Source organism: Salsipaludibacter albus, assembly GCF_019798055.1.
GTDB lineage: Bacteria > Actinomycetota > Nitriliruptoria > Nitriliruptorales > Nitriliruptoraceae > Salsipaludibacter > Salsipaludibacter albus.
The window spans coordinates 25,995-47,271 of the sequence record NZ_JAHOPH010000014.1; the positions used below are offsets into that span (position 1 = coordinate 25,995).

General features: G+C 69.0%; 16 protein-coding genes. All 16 read right to left on the reverse strand.

Features of this window, described 5'->3' with window-relative positions:
• Positions 1 to 530: 530 nt before the first annotated feature.
• The gene (locus KR546_RS10345; protein WP_238444630.1) at positions 531 to 908 is read right to left on the reverse strand and encodes a hypothetical protein; all 378 of its coding nucleotides are present in this window, start codon (positions 906 to 908) and stop codon (positions 531 to 533) included.
• A 38-nt stretch (positions 909 to 946) separates the two neighbouring features.
• A complete protein-coding gene (locus KR546_RS10350) occupies positions 947 to 1,639 on the reverse strand; it encodes a hypothetical protein (RefSeq protein WP_238444631.1) in 693 nt (230 codons plus the stop codon).
• 137 nt (positions 1,640 to 1,776) lie between these two features.
• Positions 1,777 to 2,256, reverse strand: a complete 480-nt coding sequence (locus KR546_RS10355; protein WP_238444632.1) for an SMI1/KNR4 family protein — start codon at positions 2,254 to 2,256, stop codon at positions 1,777 to 1,779.
• A 430-nt stretch (positions 2,257 to 2,686) separates the two neighbouring features.
• A complete protein-coding gene (locus KR546_RS10360; protein ID WP_274387919.1) occupies positions 2,687 to 3,634 on the reverse strand; it encodes a NucA/NucB deoxyribonuclease domain-containing protein in 948 nt (315 codons plus the stop codon).
• Between the two features lie 82 nt (positions 3,635 to 3,716).
• On the reverse strand, positions 3,717 to 4,100 hold the full coding sequence (locus KR546_RS10365) for an ankyrin repeat domain-containing protein (protein WP_238444634.1): 384 nt from the start codon (positions 4,098 to 4,100) through the stop codon (positions 3,717 to 3,719).
• Between the two features lie 22 nt (positions 4,101 to 4,122).
• Positions 4,123 to 4,509 carry a DUF4265 domain-containing protein gene (locus KR546_RS10370; RefSeq protein ID WP_238444635.1) on the reverse strand — a complete coding sequence of 129 codons (387 nt, stop codon included), beginning with the start codon at positions 4,507 to 4,509 and terminating at the stop codon, positions 4,123 to 4,125.
• Positions 4,510 to 4,842: 333 nt separating this feature from the next.
• Positions 4,843 to 5,268 carry a hypothetical protein gene (locus tag KR546_RS10375; protein WP_238444636.1) on the reverse strand — a complete coding sequence of 142 codons (426 nt, stop codon included), beginning with the start codon at positions 5,266 to 5,268 and terminating at the stop codon, positions 4,843 to 4,845.
• Positions 5,268 to 5,498: a hypothetical protein gene (locus tag KR546_RS10380; protein WP_238444637.1), complete on the reverse strand. Its 231-nt coding sequence runs from the start codon at positions 5,496 to 5,498 to the stop codon at positions 5,268 to 5,270. Before KR546_RS10380 ends, KR546_RS10375 begins: the two co-directional genes overlap by 1 nt.
• A 95-nt stretch (positions 5,499 to 5,593) precedes the next feature.
• Positions 5,594 to 6,085, reverse strand: a complete 492-nt coding sequence (locus tag KR546_RS10385; protein WP_238444638.1) for a hypothetical protein — start codon at positions 6,083 to 6,085, stop codon at positions 5,594 to 5,596.
• A 346-nt stretch (positions 6,086 to 6,431) separates the two neighbouring features.
• Positions 6,432 to 6,962 (reverse strand): hypothetical protein, encoded by a 531-nt coding sequence (locus KR546_RS10390; protein ID WP_238444639.1) that lies wholly within the window; start codon positions 6,960 to 6,962, stop codon positions 6,432 to 6,434.
• Between the two features lie 276 nt (positions 6,963 to 7,238).
• Positions 7,239 to 7,688: a hypothetical protein gene (locus tag KR546_RS10395; protein WP_238444640.1), complete on the reverse strand. Its 450-nt coding sequence runs from the start codon at positions 7,686 to 7,688 to the stop codon at positions 7,239 to 7,241.
• Between the two features lie 205 nt (positions 7,689 to 7,893).
• Positions 7,894 to 8,619, reverse strand: a complete 726-nt coding sequence (locus tag KR546_RS10400) for a hypothetical protein (protein WP_238444641.1) — start codon at positions 8,617 to 8,619, stop codon at positions 7,894 to 7,896.
• Positions 8,620 to 8,763: 144 nt separating this feature from the next.
• Entirely contained in the window at positions 8,764 to 8,922 is a 159-nt protein-coding gene (locus tag KR546_RS10405; protein ID WP_238444642.1) for a hypothetical protein, read from the reverse strand.
• Positions 8,923 to 9,242: 320 nt separating this feature from the next.
• On the reverse strand, positions 9,243 to 9,743 hold the full coding sequence (locus tag KR546_RS10410) for an SMI1/KNR4 family protein (protein WP_238444643.1): 501 nt from the start codon (positions 9,741 to 9,743) through the stop codon (positions 9,243 to 9,245).
• A gap of 7 nt (positions 9,744 to 9,750) precedes the next feature.
• Complete coding sequence (locus KR546_RS10415; RefSeq protein WP_238444644.1) at positions 9,751 to 19,614, reverse strand: HNH/ENDO VII family nuclease; 9,864 nt, start codon at positions 19,612 to 19,614, stop codon at positions 9,751 to 9,753.
• Positions 19,615 to 19,888: 274 nt separating this feature from the next.
• Positions 19,889 to 21,256, reverse strand: a complete 1,368-nt coding sequence (locus KR546_RS10420) for an HNH endonuclease signature motif containing protein (RefSeq protein ID WP_238444645.1) — start codon at positions 21,254 to 21,256, stop codon at positions 19,889 to 19,891.
• Positions 21,257 to 21,277 lie beyond the last annotated feature (21 nt).

The window sequence follows — 21,277 nt, forward strand, 5'->3', positions numbered from 1 at the left end:
CCGCCGGCACGAATCCACTGTTCATGATCTCGGGGAGGACCGCCTCTTGATTGGCGTTGAGGTCGGCCGTGGGGCCAGTCCTGACCTCGAGGAAGCCCTTCGTCCCATTCGGAAACTCCACGTAGAGGTCGACCTTGGTGTGCCCGGCAGCCGTGTCGAGCGTAATCTCGCTGCCGAGCCCAAGTCGGGTTCGCCGCGTCGTGGGTGACGACGTGGTCCAGCGCAGTCGGCGACGACAGTGAGGTCCGCCGCGGCCAGGTCGTAGCCGTAGCCGACCATCCCGGCTGCGTCGGTGACCGCGGTCAGTCGCCCCCGGCCCGACCATGCAACGCGAGCAACTCCTCTCGAAATGCACCGCAACATCACTCATCGGCAGAGGCTGAAGGTTGGCACGATCGGAACACAACGACCAAGATGTCGCGCTACGTCTCCAACTGCTCGATCTCCTGGTTCACGATGGGCTCGAAAGCTGACCCTCCCGCTGCTTCGTCGATCTACGGGCCCTCAGCGCGGGTTCGACCCACGGCCAGCTAATAGGTGCCGTACCGGTCCAGGAACGCATCGCAACCTCCAAGAGCATCGAGCACGCACCAGTCTCCGGTCGAATAGTCAAGAATGATGAGATCCGTCTCCGAGGGCACCAACGCCCGAAACCAGCCGACGAGTGCACGCAGGTCTTCAGAAGATGGTGCGCCCCCGACGCCGAGCGTGGCGTCATCTGACAGCAGGCTGAAGTCCCATCCTTGACCGACAACGTTCAGACGCACCCATCCGGATGCAGGTGAGTGGATGCTGTCCTCCTCGATGCCAAGGTCGTCGAGCCGACGCCTGAATTCCTCCGTGGTCAGTCCGCTTGGTCGCTGTTCTGGCTGTTCGGACAGTCGAGACCGTGGTGTGATGACGAACACTCTGCACACTCCCCTCGTTGTGACGGACGGTGCCACGGTCAGTTGATCTTGTCGAGATCATCAAGGAACCTTGCGGCGAAGGCACGATAGTCCTGAGCCAAGATGTGGTTCTCACCGGCGAACTCGCGAAGTTTGGACTCGACGTGGTCCCGGCCCTCCTCACGCCGTCCGAGCTCTGCCAGGAGAATGGGGATCTTGAACTCCTCAGCGTGCGACAGGCCGTCCGCCAATTCGGTGAGCATCGTGTTGAGATCGGTCATGCCGTTCATCCAGGGCAGCCCGAAGTCCTGGACGGCGTCGGCCACCGCGGTCGCAGGTCGATCGAGGTTGTCTGCCGCGAAGCGCCACTGGGTGAACCGGTCGTCGGGCATGGCGTAGCCGATCGGTCGACTCACGGTCGCCACGCGTAGCCAGTGCCCGTTGTCGGTCGCCGCCGCAAGTCGCGCCTGGATGGCCTTGTGGGCCACGCCCAACACCGGGTTGACCGCCAGAACTCGTCCCTGCTGCTCCGAGGCCGAGTTCATCCCGACCGAGAGCCGGAAGGGACCACGGTCGGAAACGAACTTCCCCGATGCACAAGCGAATCCAATCCGCCGCATGGGCTCCCGGAGTGAGCCGAGGATGCGTGACTTCTCCACGAAATTGGCTCCCTTGGATTGGGGGGATGGCGGCCCGATCTGGTCGCCAGTCAACTCGCATGCGTGGCTGCTCGCGGACACCAGGATGTCCACCTCACTCGACACTCTCCGAATACTGCTCGACTGGATTCCCCAGTCTCCCCAATGTTGCCAAGCACCCCTGTCCTCTGCGCTGGTCTTCAAGGCTGGACCGACCGCGGGCACCTTCGGCAGGTCGCAAGCGCCTCGACTCACCCGCCCCTGTCCGCATTTCCGGGGGCGACCTCGGACAGCCAAGGGGCAGCTTCGGCGTCGTCGATGCTGAACCTGAGCCCCGCGCGTCGGTCGGGGCTTCCGTCATCCCAGTAGAAGAACCGCTCGTTGGTCGCCCATGTCACCCATCCCAGGAAGGTCCCAAAGTCAGGAGCCAGTCGGATCTTCGATAGCGCCGCGATCGAGGCCTCCCACACGCCACCGTCACTGGTGTCGACGACGATGAAGTCCGGGCCACCCGCCAGGGCGGGCCACCACGAGGGTTCCCACCACTCGAGGTCCCCGTCCCCTCCCATTTCGATGTCGAACTCGATTTGCTCGACCTGTTCCTGCTGGATACGTCGCGCTTCGGCAAGCGGGATGAAGTTGTAGTAGGGCAGGACGTTCACCTCTCCGGTCCCGTCCACCCAACCACTCCCGTCATGCCAGGCCCACAACGCGACGAGGTCGTCCACCATGCGGCAGGCCTCGTCGAGTGATGCCCGGAGGAGTCGGAGGATCTGCTGTTCTGGAAGGCCGGGGCGAAGGGCGCTCACAAGTGGCGAGCCCTGGCGGGCGTGCGCTTCAACGAGCTCCCGGAAGGCCAGTACAGCTGGGTGTGTCATGTGTCGCAACCTACCCAGAAGGTGGCAGCACCTTCGCGGACGGCACCGCGCCCCGACTGGCTCCCATGACCGCAGCGAGGCGCCCTCGATGGCTACCGCCGGGCCTGTCGGGTCGGTCATGGTCCCGGGGTCGTTGGTGACGTAGGTGTAGGCGTCGGCTCCGGCAGCGGTGAGGTTGCCCGCGTCGTCGTGGTTGAACGTCGTGGCCTCGGGGGAGAAGGCGTCGTCGCAGGCGGAGGCGGTGGTGCCAGCCCCGGTGACGGTCCGGTTGGCGCGCGGCCAGCTATTCCAACCCCGGGAAGGTCTGGGGGGTTTCCGAGGCGGCGTCACTGTCGAAGTACCCACTCATGTTCCACGAAGGATTGAGGACTGCCATTCGATCTGCGCAGGACCGAAGGAAGCCCTCCATGTCAACACCGAGCGGCCTCTGCACGCGGTTCTCCCATTGGACGAGCCACAACGGCGGAGCATTCGCAGCCGTGTCGACCACCACGGCCTCACCACCGCGGATCTCATAGGCCACCGTCCACGAGGAACGCCACATGGCTTCCCCGCCTTCCTCTGCCGAGTCCCGGGAGAGTTCTTCGGCAGTTGACCGCAGTTCTGCTGCGAAGTCGATCGCGTCACGCAAGGGCATCATGATCGGACCACCGGGGAAGAAGCGGTACGGCACCCAATGTCCGACGTGTTGCACCAGCAGCGCGTCATCGACCCCGTCGGCGACGAGATGCAGGTCGGCGACGCCGGACGGGAGCGTCCCGGTGGTTCGTCGTTCCAGCGTGCGCAGCCGCCGCTCGGGCAAGGCGTCGGCCAGGCAGTCGCGCAGCGGTGCGCCCGCGCGACCGTGCTCCTCGACCAAGCGCTGGAGCGCGTCTGCGACACCCATTTCAGACCCGAACGACGGCACCAGCGGCGAGGGTAGGGGGATCACGCCGAACTTCGTGCCGTTCACGAACGGTTGACACTGCGCCTTGTTGTAGAAGCCACTCAGGGAGCCTCCCCGGGAACTCGACTCGGACCGCGGGAGGACGGGCAAGGAAGGACGGTCCATTGGCCTGACCCCTTCGAGGGTCGACGCAAAGGGGTACTCGTCGCACACTTCCGCCTTTCCCCTTCCGGCACACGCTGGGTCTGCTGCCCCTTCCCTCTCCAACGTGTCACCAGGACATCTTGACCCGCTGATGATCGTCACGCTTGAACTCTGGTGGATACTTCTTCGGCACGGTGACATCCTGTCCGACCCTGACGGGTCAATCTAGGTGTCGACCGAAGCTGGGGCAGACCCGTTCGGGCAACTGCCGCCCGATGGGCGCTCAGCCGAAGAACTGTTCGAGGTCGTAGTTCGCGACGACCTCGGCAACCCCGCGCGGGCTGATGCCCGTGGCGTTCTCGTGGTTCGGGTCCGCGCCATGGCGCAGCAGGAGCAGGATCAGTTCCCCCTGGCCGAGGTCGTTCATGGTCGCCACCCAGAGCGGCGTGTTGCCGTACTGGTTCTCGGGGTCAATGGATGCGCCGGCGGCGAGCAGCGCTTCTGCGACCTCCGGGTGCCGGTTCTGCGCCGCGAAATGCAATGGCGTGAAGCCCTGGTGGTCGGCCTGGTCCGGATCCGCGTGGTTGCCGAGGAGTTCGTTGAGCCGGTCGAGGTCTCCCTCGGCGGCGGCGTAGTGGAGTGGCGTACGCCCAGCGCGATCAGTCATGGTGGCACCTGATGGACGTGCCTCACGATGCTGGGCGGTCGGTGGCGACTTCCGTGAAGGCCGTTCCGGCGGACAGGTGTGGCGCGATCACGTCCCTCAGCGGCTCCGGAAGTGCGCGTTGGTCCAGTGACATGGCGACGTAGCCCGATCCGTGCCATTCGTGGGCCAGGTCCAGGTCGCCCAGCTGGCCATGGAGCGGCTCGTGGACGTCGTTGGCGACGTCGCGATCGAAGGCGACCCGGACGACGTGCTTCTGACCGTGTCGGTCGCACTCGACGACGTGCCCGGCTTCGTCGAGGACGAACTCGTCTCCCGGCCCGATGCCGTAGACGAAGAACGGGATGCTCTGGAGGCGGAAGTGCCGCTGGCCGAGGTCCTGGACCCACAGCTGCTCGCGTCGACCGGGCATGCCATGCGCATCGAGGCTCACCTGTACAACGTAGTCCGCTCCCGGCGCTGGGTCGTGGGTCGCCACCTCGTCAACCACTCGGGACTCCTCCATGGGTGTTGCGCCACCAGTCCTTCATGCGCTGTGGCCAGTGTCGTGGCGGCCAGGGCCTTCATACTCTGCCGGCGGCGTCTTCGGAGCGACTCGAGGGCCCTTCGATCTGCTCCACTTCGACCACAGGCTCCGCAGAGTCCACCGGGGTGGTCGATCGTCAAGGTGGCAGAACGTCCGCCTGCTCCGCTGGTCCAAGCTGTCCAACGTCCCCCCGACACAACGTGAACTTCCGAACCGCCCTCATTTCGGGACGATCTCGGTGTGCGCAAGCGAACATGTCTTCAGGATCGCAAGTGCCCGTGCATTCACGAACAGTTGAGCCTGCTCGTCCTGCCACAGATCGTCCTTGTCGGCGGCCCCGTTGATGCGAAGCCACTTCCGGTGGGGCAGCGCGGCAGCTTGCTCGGGCTCAAGCGTCGTGAACTGGGGATCGAGCGAGATCTCCGCCTCGTCGATCCAAGCTCCCGACAGACCAGCCTCAGTGATTGCCGTGGCCAAGTCCGTGGTGACGAGGTAGCAGGGGAAGGATTCGACAATGTCGTCGCCAAGCCATCCCGAGAAGACGTGGTGGAGCCGACGAACAACGGGAGGGTGCACGGTGGTGTCCATGTCGGTGTTGTCACCCAGTTCACCGGCAACTTCCGGTCTTACACGGAAACCGGCCATCAAAGCACCGGTGGCTTGAAGAACACGCCCAACTTCCGATCGATCATCGTGGCGAAGTCAAGGATGCCCTGGCGTGTTGGTGAGGGGTTGGCCCGGTAGAACGAATTCCAAAGTACCCGTATCTCGCTCAGGTGAATCTTGTTGTTCACATTCCCGCGTGGTACCTCACGCAGGTTCTCGATCGAGTGAATCTCCTGTGGGCTGAAGAGGCCCGGATAGCGCTTCAGCACTTGCCGTTCGACTGCATGGTGCACCCAGACGTTTTCGGTTCCCGGATTCCCTGACGCGGGACACCCCCGAACACGTCGTAGGACGGAGTTTCGGTTCACCAGTCCGAGCCATAGTGGTCCAACACGAATTGATCGATCTCCGGCGGGATGCCAATTGACTTCCAGGCGCCGCTCGAGTGATCGAGGATGGCGAGTTGGGTCGTGGCTGGGACCAAGTCTCGAAACCACCGGATCAGGCGGACCAAGTCGGCGCTGGAGGGGGCACCACCGACACCCAGTGCACTTCCGTCGAGCAGCATGAAGTTCCATCCTTGGCCGATGACGTTGAGCCGGACGCCGTCGGACACTGGCTCGAAGACGCTCTCGTCGCGCACACCGAGGTCACTCAGTCGCTCCCGGAAGGTCTGCACCGACAGGTCATCCATGGGCGCTTCGGCTTGGGGATCGACCTCACGCCTGGGTCCTATCGAGAGCACGCATGGCACCTTTGCAGTTCGACCGACGACGGGGCCGCCCGGCTTCTCCCACCAACCCTGGAGGACGGACATGGCTCGGCGATCGTTGGTCACGACGACCGTGTTGGTCACCGGGGTCTCAGCTCAGGCGGACCTGCCCGACGTGCTGCAGCCCGTTCCGACTCGCGGCCATGCAGGCCGGTTGAGCCCGGTACCAGTGCCCCAACGGTGGAATCTTTCGCTGAGGAAGAAACTACTCCGGACGGGCTCTCTGCGCGTCGGCGATGTGGGCGGCATGGTCTGGGAGGTCCAACCCCCCGGGGAGTACAGGCGCACCGACGTGCCGTCGAGTGGATCATCGATCTCGTGCACCTTCAGCGGGCTCGCAAGGGCGTCGACTCACCCGACCGTGTCCGCATTTCCGGGTGCGGCCTCGGACAGCCCTGAGCTGCGTCGGTGTTGTCGATGCCGCACCATCTCAACCTCCGGCCCAGGCGCGTCCTGGCCATCCACTCCACCCCACACCCGGAATCCGACGATCCATCTCGTCGACCTGACCAAACACCTGCCGCTGATAGTCCCGTCTGCCGTGGAACAGCCAGCCGCGGTCGGCTCGAGTATCGGCTGCGAGGTCGTCGTAGACGCCGACGAGGCGTTCGAACGTCACGCGGTCGTCCTCATGGTGACGTAGCCGAACCGTGATGCTTGATGCTGCACCGTGGCGATACCCGATCGACAGGCTCGCCTGCAGGGCGAAGGACTGCCGGCCGGCACCAATCGACCACCCAAAACCGGTGCGCTCCCGAACCCAGTCCTCCTCGAGCATCACGAGGTCACCCAGTTGGTCCAGGCCCACGGCAAGTCCTGAGTCCTCGGACCGCCACACCGGCTCGTCGGCCAGCACCTGTACGCGCCCGATGAGTTGCCGCGCCACGGCGGACGCCGCTTCGACGTCTGTGGCGGCCTGGTCGGGATGCAGCCACACGACCTGCATGATCGACCGGACCATGGGCCTTGTCATGGGACGTGCCTGGTGAAGATGGCCGAGAGCCGAGGGAGGTCCTGGAGCGCGGGATCAACAGCGGCTTTGTGGCCCTGGTCCTGGAACACCCACGCAATCTCCGGGCCAGACGGCCACGCCGCCGCGGTCCGGCGGTTCATCTGGGGCTGGTGTTGGGTTGCCGAACATGAAGGAGCCATCGTCAGCCTTGGGTGCGCCCGGACCAGAGTTCGCCGCGACCAAGGCTACTGATGGCGCCTTGGGGCGGAGGAGGTGGGTGTCGTTTCAGCCAGCGCTGAGCGTGAACACCAACTTCTGGAACGACGGGTCGTACCCGATGTCGTTGCAGCGATATCGCCGTGAGCCACGTTCGAGGGTTTCGACGACCATCCCGGATGTCGCGCTCTGTGACTCGTGATCCTTGATACCCCGTCCCGAGTCCCAGACGTTGTACAGGCGCAGGTCACCGCTCCCTTCCAGCAGCCGAACGTGGGTGCTGGCGGGGGCGATGTCCTGCCAGAGGACGATGTGCGGCGACCGGGCTCCGTCGACCTGCAGTATGCCATCCGTCCCCAGCCACACGCCTTGGCGCCACTCCGAGGCGACCTGCTCGAAGGTGATGTTGAAACCGGCGCCGCTACCGACCGAGACGACGTCGAGCATGAGGACCACTTCGCCCTCGGGGCCCATCAAGGCCGAGTTCACCACGGGAGCGGACGGGAGCGACATCGTCATGGCCGAGGCCCGGCGTGGTGGCGGAAGGGTTCGAGCTCGCCCTGTCGCCAAGGCCCAGGCTCGCGCAGGTTGTCGAGGTCGTGCGTGCCGCCAGCATGCCGGATGTGATCGAGTTCCATAGGCACATTGAGCGTAGGGTGCAAGGGCGGCTGACCTTGCTGGTGTGACGCATCGCGTCGGAGCCCAGCGGGTCGGCCCTCACGGGTCACCCAGGGGGCTCCGACGGGCCGTCCGGCGTGATGCCGAGCCACGCTTGAGCCTCGCGCAACGTCATGACGCGACCGTCTGGTGCGAGTGGCACCTGGCTCTCCGTAAGGATGGCCTCGGGACCGTAGGCCTCGGGGTTGAAGACATCGACGCCGAGCGCCTGGCAGTACCGTTCGAGCATCTCTGAGGTGAACCGGTCATGGATTCGACTGGCCCGGTAGGCCTCTGGCTGTTCGAAGCGCTGCTGCGTGCCCGTGGCATCGAACCGCCACCGGGTGCCATCGAACGCAACCGAGATGGTCCTGACGTAGTTCAGGAACTCCGTCGGAAGGGGGCCGAACAGTTCGAACTGCACCGGGCCTCGCAGGTCCGACCCATCGTGGTCGGCTGTGTAGGGCCCGGCTCGGACTGCCAGTCCTTGGCAGCCCAGTCGTCGGCTGAGCACGCCAATCGCACTTACAGCGTCAGTGCCGCGTAGGCCGTTGTCGAAGTATGCCGTCCACTCGCCGACGTCGATGAGGAGTTCGCGCGGTCGGGAACCACCAGTCAGCGGCTCCAGAAGATGGAGGACACCCGGGAATCCTCGTCGTCGACTCACCTCGACCTTCGGGTACAGGTCACGTCGCCATTGCGCCAACGCCGCGGTCGCTTCGTCGAGTGGCCTCTCGACGAACCCGATGGACGATGTCGTCGGAGCGAACTGTTGGCCCAACAGCGTGCGCATGGTCAATCGACGGTGAAGAGTCGGATGATGCCGGCGGGGTCATTCGCGAACAGGCGCTGACCATGAGCAGGGCCACGTGCCGACAGGGACCCCACTGGTTGACCCACCTGCAGCCTCGCAGCACGACGAGTGGCGTGGGTCGGATCAGGTGGCGGCTGCCAGCGCATCACGTAGGGCTTTCCCCAAGACGGTTGGATCACTGACCACCCTTGATAGATCGACGAGGTGTTCGAAGCCGGAGCCGGGACTGCGATTGTGCATCGGCGTCAGCGTGATCGTGTCGCCGACGGCATGGATGCTCACGCCGCGGGTGCCTCCCGTGCTGAACTCGCCACGGCTGCGCACGCCTGCCGCTCGCAGGAGTGCTTCGCCTCGCTTGGCGTCGCGGGCAGGGGTTGTGACCTCAGACCCAGACCGGGCCAAATTTCGAAGCGATACGGGCCCGCCTGGCGAGCGAACAGTTGTTCACTGGCGCCGTCCTCGGGCAGCGCGATGCCGATCACGAAGTCGGATCGACCCCGCCATGCGGGCTCCTGGTGAGTCACTTCGCGAGTTCGGTTCATTCGAGGGGCCCCGGTGGTGGACGCTCGGGCATGGTAGAGATCGCTCATCGGAGTCGCCGGTTATGCCAATCCAGGTCCGTCCGACCCGTGGGCCCCGAAGACCTCCTCGACGGCGTCGAGCAGGAAGGCACCAAAGTCAGGGGCGACGGACGTGAGCAGGCCATCGGCGTCCGAGACACCCGGCACCCAGAGCACGACCGGACACTCGCCGTCCTCGGTCCGGTGGCGGGTGTCCAGGACGTAGTACTCACCGAGGCCCGTCTCGCCGATGATCACCAGGCCCTCGGCCAGGTCGAACTTCCAGCGCTCGTCCAGGGTCAGCCAGACGCCGTTGGGGACCGAGGCGGAGGTGAAGTTGTCCGTCGTGACGCCATAGAACTCGCGCCCTCCGACACTGCCGGCCCCGAGTTCCAGGACGAACCGCCGATACGTCGGGGGGAAGGCAACGTCCAATGCCTGTTCCGCGGATGCGACCAGCGCGGGGTCGCGCGGACCGATGAATCGAGCGCGATCGGACCCGGCGATGGCCTGGAGGGCATCGTCGAGGTGGCTCATAGGCATGGCAGGCTCACAAGAAGTCCTTCGCGCGCCACTGCCAGTAGTCCGATCGCCAGCGATTGAACGCCGCACGGTCGATCCCCGACGGAATCGTGTTGGGGTTGATGTGGAGGATCCGCGAGTACTGCTGGTGCATCGTCGCCGTGATCTCGGCGATCGGTCCGTCCTGGGTCTGGAGCATATGGTGCAGGTTGACCGAGCGGCCATCCGGGCCGATCGGCGCCAGACCGTCCTGCATCCGTTGGAGATTGGTGCGCCCGAGGTCATCCACGAAGCTCGGGTCTATCAGGTCCGTCCGCTGGTACACCCGGTGGGCTCCGAAGTCATTCCGCGACCACAGTGGCGACCGCGCGAAGTCGTCGGCCGCGCCTGTACCGGTGCTGGGCGTGCTCGTGCTGCGCGAGACCCCCAGGCGGCGCGCGAGTGCTGGGATGATTGCGTCAAGGATCCCGCCGGCCGCGGCACCGATGAGACCTTCGAGCAATGCTGCACCCCAGTCGACGCCGCCGCCGGCGACGCCCTGGCGGGTAGCGGAATCGGTGAAGCCGCCGACACCGCCGCCGATGAGGCCGGCGGCCCACATCGGCAGGCCGAGCGCGGCAGCAAGGGCCCAGGCGGCACCGCCGAGCGCGCCGCCGACCAGCCCGCCGAAGCCCCACGAGGCCAGGCAGGTCCAGTCGCTGGGGGAGTCACAGGCGAACGCGCCGATCCCGAGCCCGAACGCGCCACCGAGGATTCCGCCGACCAGCGCCGAGCGGCCGATCAGCGACGCGTACTCCACCAGTGCGACGCCGCCGGTTGGGTCGGTCCACGACGTCGGGTTCGAGCCGACGTAGCCGTACAGGTTGTAGCCGGCCGATCCCGGTGCGCCGGGCTGGACCGGGTCCTGGGACAGCCAGCGGCCCATCCCGGGGTCCATCGACCGCAGCGGAGCGGCGACCAGCCCGGTCGGGTCCTGGAGGTGTCCGGTGAACCCGAAAGGCGACGCGGTGCCGGTGGCAGCCTGCACGCCGAACGGATCGAAGGTGGCCGTGCCCGCCAACGCACCGGACGGGTCCGTGACCCCGGTGATCGAGCCGAGGTGGTCGGCCTGCAACCACCCGGCCTCACCACCGACCTCCTGCGCCAGCGGGCCGGCCGGGCCGTGGGCGAAGGCGTCCCCGCCGGCAGCGAGCAGGCTGCCGGTGGTCCGGTCGAGTAGTTGGGGTTGCCCGTCGACCTCGACCCGCAGGCCGTCACCCGCGTAGTCGTAGGTTCCGGTGCCTTCGTCGGTCGCGGAGGATGCGAGCCGGCCGGCCCAGTCCCACGTGTAGGTGTCGTCGCCGACCGAGGTGACGTTGCCGGCCGCGTCGTGGGTCACCGCCTCGCCGCCGACCGAGGTCAGCAGCCCGGTGTCGGGATCGATGTCGGAGCCGGTGATGACCCCGTCGACTGTCTGGGACGTGCGGTTGGACGCGGCGTCGTAGGTCCACGCGTAGTCGCCGTCCGGTGTGGTCGCCGCGACCAGGCGGTTGAGGTCGTCCAGTTCGTAGCTCGACGTCCCGTCCGGCCCGTCCAGGGCGGTGACGTTGCCGGCGACGTCACGGGTGACGTCCCAGGCCCGGGTGGTGCCGTCGGCCAGGGCGTGCCCGACCGTGTCCAGCCGCCCGGCGGCGTCGTATGTCCAGGTCGAGTCGACCCCGTTGGGGCGCTCGAGGCTGGCCAGCCGGCCGTCGCCGTCGAACCCGACGTCCACCACGCCCAGTCCCTCGACATCGATCGTGTCCGGCGCACCGGCGTCGTCGTGGGTGATCACCTGGTCCAGCGCGGTCGGAGAGGTCAACGACGTCCGCCGCCCGGCCAGGTCGTAGCCGTACGCGACCGTCCCGGCCGCGTCGGTCACGCCGGTCAGCCGGCCCCGGGTGTCGCGCTGGTAGGTGGTGGTGCCGACCGGGTCGACCATGCCGGTGAGCAGCCCGGTCGTGTCGTAGTCGTAACCGTGGTGCTCACCGGCCACGTCGACCGAGGTCAGGCGGTCGGCGTCGTCCCAGCCGTAGGTGACCTCGATCCCGCGCGCGTCGGTGGAGGTCTCGACACGGCCGGACGCGTCGCGGACCCAGGTGGTCGTGCCGGCGCCCGGCAGCGTCGCGGTCTCGAGGTCGCCCACGTCGTCGTAGGTGAAGGTCCGTTCCACGCCGATCGGGTCGGTGATCGAGGTCACGTCGCCTACCGCGTCGTAGTCGTAGGTGACGACCCCGTCGCGGTGGTCGGTGATGGTCTCGAGCCGGCCCACGTCGTCGTAGCCGTATCGGGTGAGGTGGTCGAGCTGGTCGAGGAACTCCACGACCCGGCCGGCGTCGTCGTTGACGTAGGTCGTCGACCCGACGTTGTCGGCGGTGCCGACCAGGAAGCCGGCGTCGTCGTAGGTCCACGACTGGAACGCACCGGACGGTGCCTCGGACCGGGTCACCCGGTCCAGGGCGTCCCACTCGGTGGTGAACCGGCGCCCGGCACCGTCGACCACGGCGACGGTCCGTCCCGCCGCGTCGTACTCATAGCTGGTGGTCACGCCGGTCGGGTCGGTGACCGACTTCAGCCAGCCCATCTCGTAGTAGTCCATCGTCGAGACGGCGTCGGGCCCGTCCGGGTCCAGCGCGGTGACGCTGGTGACCCGCCCGGCCCGGTCGTGGCCGTACTCGGTGACACGGTCCTCGGGGTCCACAACCCGGGTGACCCGGCCGGCGCCGTCACGCGTGAAGCGCACCTCGCCGTCGTCTGGGCCGACGATCCGCTCGACTCGGCGGTACGGGTCGTAGATCCACTCGGTGAGACCGCCGGTCGGGGTCTCGACCGAGGTGATCGCGCCCACGGCGTCGTAGGCGATCCGGGTGATGCCCTCGCGCGGGTCGGTGATGACCGTCGGCCGTCCGGCGTGGTCAGTCTCGAACTTCGTGGTGTGGTTGTTGGCGTCGGTGGCGGTCTCGAGGTTGCCCTCGGCGTCGTAGGTCCACGCGGTGGTGCCGTCGGCATCGGTCATCGACGTGCGCCTGCCACGGGCGTCGTAGCCGTAGGTGATCCACCGGTCGGTGGCGTCGGTGAAGCGTTCGAGGTTGCCGTCGGCGTCGTAGGTGTACTCGACCCGCTGGCCGGGGTTCGGACCCTCGATCGCCGCGAGCAACCCGAACCGCGGGTGGAACTCGAACGTGCGCACCGCGCCGGTGGCGTCCTTGATCCACTCGGGCCGCCCGGAATCGTCGTAGGACGCCTCCCAGGTCCGGCCCAGCGGGTCCGTCCGCTTGGTGACCAGGCCCCGTTCGTACTCGAACAGGGTCTCGTAGGTCCGCTCGTCGCCCGTCTCGACCAGGCGCTCGACGTTGCCGTCCTCGTCGTACAGCGTCGTCACCACGCGACCGGTGGCGGTCGTGACCGTCTCGGCGCGTCCGTCCACGTCGCTTGCGATCTCGGTCGGGTTGCCCTCGGCGTCCAACACCCGGGTCAAGCGACCGTCGACGTACTCCAGGGTCCCGAGCCGGGCCTCGTCGTCGCCCAGCACCTCGACCAGCCGGTGGTCTTCGTAGCGGTAGCCGGTGGACACGCCGGCGTGGTCGACCACCTCGACCAGGTCGCCGGCGGTGTCGTAGCGGTAGGTGACGTCCTGGTCACCCGGGCCGTCGACGGTCGTGATCCGGCCCTGTGCGTCCCGGACGAACGCCACGGACGTGCCGGACGTCGAGGTGATCCCGTCCTCGTCGATTGTGACTGTGTCGCCCAGCCGGTCGCGCATGCTGACGAGCCCGGTGCGGGTGCCCAGCAGGTACTCGGTGCCGAACTGGTCGGTCAGGCGGAACTGGCGCGGGTTGTAGATCCCGTCGATCCCGAACAGGCCCGAGAGCAGGTCGCCGTTGCTGAAGTACAGCGAGTTGTTGACCGCGGCCAGCTTCGAGGTGGCCCCGGGCCGGGCCGTGAACTGCGCTGTGGTCAGGCCCGGGAAGAACGTCGAGCCCTTCGCCGGGGTGAGGTCGAACTGCTCGACTCGGCCGTCGGGCCAGGTCACGGTCACGACGTGCGGGGTGTCGGACGTGAAGCACAGCGGCACGAAGACCAGCCCGGTGCCACAGCCCTGCATGGTCCAGCCACCTTGGCCCAGCGGTCCGTTCGTGGACACCTCGAAGTCGGCGACGTCCAGCGACCATCCGACTCCGAAGTCCCCGGTCGAGCGGTCGAAGCTGTCGTAGGTGCGCCGGACCTGCACAGGCAGGCCGGCGACCCCGACGTCGAGGTCGAGGTAGGTGGTGACGAACCGGCCGGGCTTGAAGTCGCCGTCGACGGCGACGTGGGCCTGCACCATGCTGATCGCGCCCGCCGACGTGGTGGCGGTCACCTCGACCACCCACGAGCCGTTCGCGAGCCGGGTCGGGTCCAGCGTCGCGGCCACGTCGGGTCCGTCGCCTGCGGCCAGCTCGATCGCGGCGGCGTCGCCAGCGCGGCGTGCGGTCACGACCCACGAGACGGTCTCGCCGTCAGGTGCGGAGAGCGTGGTTGCGAAGTCGAGCGGCATCGTCACCGTCGTGCCGTCGGCCACCGAGAGGGGCTCGATCGTGGCAGGTGGCTCCTCCGGGTTGCCGCCACCGGTGCCACCGCCGCCGGTGCCACCTCCCCCGCCGCCGCCGGGTGCGCCGTGGACGAACAGGACGGTCGCGTCCCCGAACGGGTCGAACGTGGCCGGGTCGTCGGACGCGACGTCGGCGTGGTTGGTCGCCGTGACCGTCGCCTGGGCGGACACCTGCTGGACCGCTTCCGGCACGTCGACCGTGACCTTGAAGGCAATCGCGGCACGGGCCTCGGGGGCGAGGTCGCCCAGGTCGACGACGACCGCGTCCGTGGTGGTGCTCACGGTGCCGGTGTCGGTGGTCGCGGAGCCGGCGACCAGCGTCGTCCCGGCAGGGATCGGCACGGTCGCGACTGCACCGGTGACGGCCTGCGAGCCCAGGGACGCGACCTCGAGGTCGTAGCGGATCGTGTCGCCACCGCTCAGCGTCATCGAGGTGTCGGCGTCGATCGCCAACTCACCTGCGAGGTAGGCCACCAGCACGGGGGTGGGCACGACCACGGCCGTGGTCGTGGCGTTGGCCGAACCGGGCCGGTCCGGGTCGTCGCTGACCGCGTCCTCGACGCCCGGCGCCGAGGCCGTCGCGACCGTGGTCAGCCCGGTCAGGCCGGTCGGGAAGGGGTCGTCGACCAGCACGGCGAAGGTGATCGTGGTCGACGCACCAGCGGCCAGGGTGCCGACCGGGACGGTCAGGATCCCGTCGGCGAACGTGCCCACGCTGGCGGACCCGGTGACGGCGGTCGCGCCGGTCGGGACCGGCACGGTGACGACGACGTCGTCCAGCGCCGTGCCGCCGCTGTTGGTGACCGCCATCGTGTAGGTCAGCGTGTCGCCGGGGGAGACCCGGCCGTCGCCACCCACGTCGGTCGTCAGCGCGTCGGCCAGCGACACGGCCAGCGCACCGGGGGCGCGGACGTTGACGGGCGCGTTCGACCCCAGCGGGCCGTAGGTCGTGCCGGCCGCGTCGGTCCAGGTCACGGCCGCGCGCACGTCGGCGCTCTGGGGCGAGGTCGGGCTGGTCCAGGTCGCGGTGGACGAGAACCGTTCCCCGACGGCCAGCGTGGTCGGCACGGACGGGTCCAACGTCAGCACCTCGCCGTCCGCGTCGACGTCCACGTCGACGTCCAGCGCTCCACGGGTGCCCACCTCGGCGAGGTCGACGTCCCAGTCGCCGGCGTCACCGGCGATCAGCCGGTCGGGACCGGCGGTGTCCACGGTCACGATCGGCAGGTGCACCGTCGCGGTCGACAGGTCGACGGGTGCGACCAGTTGGCCGACGGCGCCGGTGCCGGTGGCGAACGCGGCGGTGGCCAGGGTCGAGCCGTCCAGGGCCAGCAGCCGGGCGAGGTACCCGGCGTCGTCCTCGTCAACGCTGCGTGGGGCGGGGGCCGGGGCGGACCAGGTCCGCTCTATCGTGACGACGTCGCCGGGGGCGAGGCTGGCCAGGGCCGGCTCGTCGTCGGCGTCCAACAGGACCGGCCCGTCGATCGGCGACAGCAGGGTCACGACCGGGGCGGTGACGTCGCCGCCGGCGGCCCGGATCGCCGGGAGCAGGTCAGTGCCGTAGGTGTACAGGCGTCGTGCCTGCACGCCCTCGGGCTGCAGCCCGAACACGACCCGGGTGCGCAGCCCGGAGGTCACGTCCGGGTCGAGCAGGTCCTCGACGGCCGGGGCGTCCAGCGCCACGACGGCCTGCGCGCCCCAGGTCGCCCAGGCACCGGGCTCGACGGTCGTGCCGAGGGGTCCGTCCGGTCCGAACGTGGTCCCCGGACGCGCATTGGCCTCCAGCGTGAGGTCGACCGTGCCGTCGGCCGACGACGCGATCGGCTCCCACCCACCGGTGGCCACGGATTGCCGCTCGACCAGCAGGTCGAAGCCGGCGACCGTCGCGGTGACCTCGTCGACGTTCTCGAAGCCGACCAGGCCAGGCACGACCAGCTGGCCGCCGTCGTGTGACACCGTCACCGACGTGGACAGTTCCTGGCCGGGCACGAGCTCCCCGGTGGTGCCGTCGACGTCGACGGTGACGTCGGGTACGAACAGCGGGCCGACGGACGTGTCGTCGGGCGTGGAGCAGTCCGCACCGGTCAGGGCAAGCTCGGATCCGGTGATGGTGACCCGGTCGCCGACCACCGCACAGTGGAAGCGGTTGTCGGAGCTGGCCAGGGACACCTCGCCGTCGGGGGCGAAGATCGTCCCGAGCATCTTGGAGCCCTGGGAGTTGAGCTCGATCGCCCGGTCGGCGGACGAGCCGGACAGGAACAGCAGGCCGTCCCAGTACGGCTCGAAGACGGGTCGCGAGCCGGCGATCGAGATCGTGCCGGTGGCGACCAGCGTCACGGCGCCGCCCAGCGCGCTTCCGTTGAGCTGGACGTCGCAGTCGACCCAGTGGACGCCGGGCTCGAGCACCTCGTTGACGACGTGCCAGGTGCCTCCCGCGCACGACCCGCTGTCATCGTGCCAGGCGTCGCCGACGGCGGCGGCCACCGGGCCGTCCGGGGCGAAGTCGGCCAGCTCGTGGTCCAGCGGGTGCTGGCTGGCCTCCACGACGGCCGTCTCGGCCGGCATCTGGGTCTGGCCGCCGACCTTCAGCGAGCCGACGTACTCGACGGTGTCGAAGGTCTTGAGCCGACCGACGATGTTGACGTCGTCGTTGCTGTGGACCAGGCCGTGGACCGTCCCGGCGCCACCGCTCCAGTCCAGGGCGTTGCCGGCCGTCTCGGAGTTCGCCCACAGCGCGACCGGCTCGGAGACACCCAGCTCGGTCAGCGACGCGGCGACCGTGCCGCCGTCGTCGTCGACCAGCGCGACCTCGACGGTGTAGGTGCCGGCGTCGGCATAGACGTGGGAGCCGAACACGGCGCCCCAGCCGGAACCTTGCGGGGCGACCTGCGCCGCCGTGGACGTGCCGTCGCCCCAGTCGATCGAGGCGGTGTGGGTGTCCAGCCAGCCCTGGTCGAGGAACGAGCCCGACACGACCGTGACGCCGCCCGCGACCGAGCGGCCCGAGTCCACCTCGATGGTCGGGTCGACATTGGAGACGGTCACGCGCACCCGGTCGGTGTCGGACCGCCCGGCACCGTCGGTGACCGCGACCTCGAAGGTGTAGGTGCCGTCGTCGGGGGCGACGAACGACGGGGTGGCCGTGTTCGCCCCGGCGAGGAAGATCGGCGGACCGGAGGCGTCGACCTGGGTCCAGGTGTGGGTCAGCTCGCCGCTGATCGTGGTCAGGGACGAGCACGTCGTGACGGTGTCGGCGCCGCCGGCGTCGGTGCCCGTCACGGAGACGCACAGCTCGTGGGTGCCCGCGGCCAGCCCCGGCGGCAGGGCGATGGACAGGTCGACGCCCCCCGGCCCGGTGACCGGCAGGCCGAGTTCGCCGGACAGGTCGACCGGGTCGCCGCCGTCGATCGTGTAGCTGACCGCGGTGATGCGCGAGGCGATGGCGTCGGGCAGCACGTCGGGCAGGTCCTCGACCGTCGCGACGTGGGTGCAGGTGCCGCCGGTCAGGTCGGCCAGTTCCTGCAGGGTGCGACCGGACGGACCAGACGAGCACGAGTTGGCCGAGCCCACCCCGAAGGACTGGAACGTCACCGGTGGGTCGCAGGGCAGGACTGAGGCGAACGACGAACCGGTCGTGGCCTCGCCGTCCGACATCAGCACGGTGACGAGGTTGGGGGTGTCGGCCGTCGCCAGCAGGTCGCACGCGCGCACGACGCCGGAGGTGGTGTTGGTGCCACCGCCGTCACGCAGGCGCCGCGCCCCCTCGACGACGTCCAGGATTCCGTCGCCATCGACGTCGGCATCCGGCGGCACGAGGTAGGCCACCGATCCGGTGGGGTCGAGGTCGACCTGGCTGGACCCGCTGCTGAACGACACCAGCCCGACGCGGTCGACGGTGCCAGCCGAGAGCACGTCGGCGTGCAGGGCCTCCAGCGCGGCGATCTCGCAGTCGAGGATGGTGTTGGAGCCACCGTGGCCGTTCGGGTTGCCGCCACAGCCACCGCCGCCGCCGGTGCTGCCGGACACGTCCAGGACGTAGACCAGCGTGGTGGCCTCGACGGGTGGGCCCTCGCCGATGCCGGCACGGCCGGCCGCGACCAGCCCCGTCTCGTCGGGGTCGAGGCCAGCCAGGTCGACCTGCAGGGAGGTGCCGCCGGGCAGCGACAAACCAGCGTCGGACGGGGCGAGGTCGGTGGTGATGCCGGCACGGGACGCGGTGGAGTCCAGCGTCACCGTGGAGCCCTCGTCGACCTCCTGGTCGTCGCCAGCGTCGGCGTTGGGCTGCAGCGATCCGGTGGCCGTCACCTCGACCGTGTCGGTGTCGGTCGCCGTGCCGTCGCTGACGGTCAGCTCGATCGTGGCGGTGCCAGGTCCCTCGGCCGTGACCACCGGGTTGGCGGTCTGGGCGTCGGACAGGGCGAACGGGCCACCGACCTCGGCGACGATCGCCCAGTCGTACGACAGCACGTCACCGTCGGGGTCCGTGGAACCGGACCCGTCCAGGGTGGCGGAACGGGCGAGGTCGAAGCTGACGTCGTCGCCGGCGTCGGCGGTCGGTGGCGACGTCAGGTGCCGGTACTGGAAGTCGCGGTAGGCGACGGATGCCTGGGACTGGTCGTAGACCCCGATCCGACCGGGCAGGAAGGTCCCTTCGGCGCTGAGGCGCAGGACGTCGTCGACGTAGACCTCGACGAGGTCGTGCCGGTAGACCATCCGCACGTCGTACCACGTGCTGGCCCGCCAGCCGGTCCCGCCCCCGGTGTCACGGTCCAGTTCCGTGGTCCCGGCACGGGGCGGGTCCGAGAACCAGGTGTTGTCGAAACTGTTGGGGGTGGTGGTGATCACCGTGCCGTTGATGCTGGACAGCTTCATGCCCTCGGGCGCTCCACCCTGGGCCTGCTCCTTCCAGCCGAAGATGACGGTCTCGGTCTCCTGCCACGGGTCATCGCCCGCGGCGACCGGACGGCGATGACCCGCGACCAGGCCGATGAGGTCGTTGTCCGAGCCCGTGTCGACGCGGACCTGCCCACGCATCTCGACGTCGACCAGGTTGTCCACGTCCGAAACCATCGTCGTGAACTCGCCGTTGGTCAGCTGGCGGACCAGTCCGCCACCCGCCTCCACCACCCAGTTGCTCGGTCCGCCCTCCACGTGCCAGTCGTTGAAGTTGACGTCGATCCAGCCATCGTCCTGGGCACTGGCCGGGATCGCGGTGACGCCGAGGCCGGCGACCAGCGCCAACAACAGGAAGGGAACGAGGTGCTGTCGGAGCCGGTGCGTCACCGCTGCCTCCACCGTGGGGGGTCCGGGAAGTCCGGCGAACCCTAGACCGGCGCCGTCGCCGCGCGAGGCGCCGCCGTCAAGTCGGGACTCCGGTCCCGGCCGGCGGGGACGAGCGACCCATCGTGGTCAGTCGCCTGCTGGCCCTCGTCGCTTCGCCTCCCAACTGGTCGCCGTCCCCTCGCCCCTTCTGCTGGCCGCCGCTCCAGCTCGCCGTCGTCGTCTCGCTCCAAAGCCCATGGCTGTCTGCCCCACCGATCGGTGGGGAGGCGGGGCGTCACGTCATGGCCGGCATGCCACCGGCCGACCTGCCGATCCCGATGGCGTGGGGCCGCCCGCCCGGGGCGGTCGTGACGCGTCTTCCGTCGGGCGCGGTCCAGGTGGCCACCGCCGTGTCGAGGTCGAGTCCGACGGTCCACCCATGGTCGTGGACGAGCCGGTGGCAGTGGTGGCACAGGGCGAGGCCGTTGTCGACCGACGTGGGTCCGTCCTTGCTCCACCACTGGAGGTGGTGGATGGACGTCCAGGCCATGGGACGATCACAACTGGGGCCACGGCAGCCGCGATCACGGGCGTTGACGGCGCGTCGTTGTGGTCCAGACCAGTCGCGCGTGGCGCGACCGACGTCGAGGACCTGGGACGCACCGTCCATGACGACGCGGGACACCGCGGCGTCGCAGCACAGACGTCGGACGGCCTGCGGGGACAGGAGCCCACCCCAGGGGAGGTCGCCGGCGGGGAGGTCTGCCCAGCGCCGGTCGTCGGGCATGGGTGCGGCATCGGGGCTGTTGGGCTGGTCGGCGTCGAGGCGTGCCAGGTCCGTGGAGAGGGTGGCCGCGTCGACGATGACGGAGAGGTGCGGCCGGGTGATGCCACCCGTGCCCGGTGCCAGGCCGTGGTCGAGAGCGACGCCGACCAGGTCGGACAGCGCGTCGGCCAGCCGGACGTCCGGTCGCCGTCGCCGGTCGGGCGGCGTGTCGGACCCATCGGGGCGTTCGAAGGCGTCGAGCAGGGTGCGGAAGCGCTGGCCGAGCTCGTCGGGCAGCTCACCGGACGGGCGCCAGGTCCCGGACTGGGTGCGGGACAACCGGAAGCTCCGGCGGGCATGCTGGCGGTTCTCGTCCTGCAGCATCGCGGCGGCGTCGACGGCCTGCTGGCGACCGCGGATGTCCGCCCGGAGTCGTTCGGGCGAGCTGGACCGGGCCACCTGCGCGAACTGTGCATCCACCTCGTCGGGGCTGCCCAGGCGACCGTCGCGGGCCGCCTGCACGATCGCGTCCGCCGATTCCACCGACACGTCGCCGTCCGCCAGTCCACGGCGCGTGGCGGGAAGGTCGTCGAGGTTCGAGGCGAGGCGAGCCATCCGGGCGGCATCGCGGCCGGAGCGGGTGGAGTTCGCGGTCAGCCAGGCGGTGGTCGAGGACGCGCCGTCGGCGTCCAGCACGCCGGTCGACCGGAGGCGGGACAGGGCCCGTGCCAGGCCGGTGGTCGCCAGGCCCCCGAGTCGCTCGAGCAACTCGATGCGCCCTCGCAATGCAGCCTGGTCGGCGGCCAGGGCTTCGTCGTCATCGACGGCTCGGGCGACCATCTCCACGGCCCGCAGCAGGGTGCCGTTGACGTCGTCGTCGACGGTCTCGGTCCTCACGGGCCCGGGCTCGTGACGCGC

Coding starts and splice junctions, on each gene's coding strand:
- KR546_RS10355 (WP_238444632.1), bottom strand. CDS start 2,256: ATGGTGGACGACCTCGTCGCGTTGTGGGCCTGGCATGACGGGAGTGGT.
- KR546_RS10360 (WP_274387919.1), bottom strand. CDS start 3,634: ATGTCACCGTGCCGAAGAAGTATCCACCAGAGTTCAAGCGTGACGATC.
- KR546_RS10365 (WP_238444634.1), bottom strand. CDS start 4,100: ATGACTGATCGCGCTGGGCGTACGCCACTCCACTACGCCGCCGCCGAG.
- KR546_RS10370 (WP_238444635.1), bottom strand. CDS start 4,509: ATGCCCGGTCGACGCGAGCAGCTGTGGGTCCAGGACCTCGGCCAGCGG.
- KR546_RS10375 (WP_238444636.1), bottom strand. CDS start 5,268: ATGGCCGGTTTCCGTGTAAGACCGGAAGTTGCCGGTGAACTGGGTGAC.
- KR546_RS10390 (WP_238444639.1), bottom strand. CDS start 6,962: ATGGTCCGGTCGATCATGCAGGTCGTGTGGCTGCATCCCGACCAGGCC.
- KR546_RS10395 (WP_238444640.1), bottom strand. CDS start 7,688: ATGACGATGTCGCTCCCGTCCGCTCCCGTGGTGAACTCGGCCTTGATG.
- KR546_RS10400 (WP_238444641.1), bottom strand. CDS start 8,619: ATGCGCACGCTGTTGGGCCAACAGTTCGCTCCGACGACATCGTCCATC.
- KR546_RS10410 (WP_238444643.1), bottom strand. CDS start 9,743: ATGCCTATGAGCCACCTCGACGATGCCCTCCAGGCCATCGCCGGGTCC.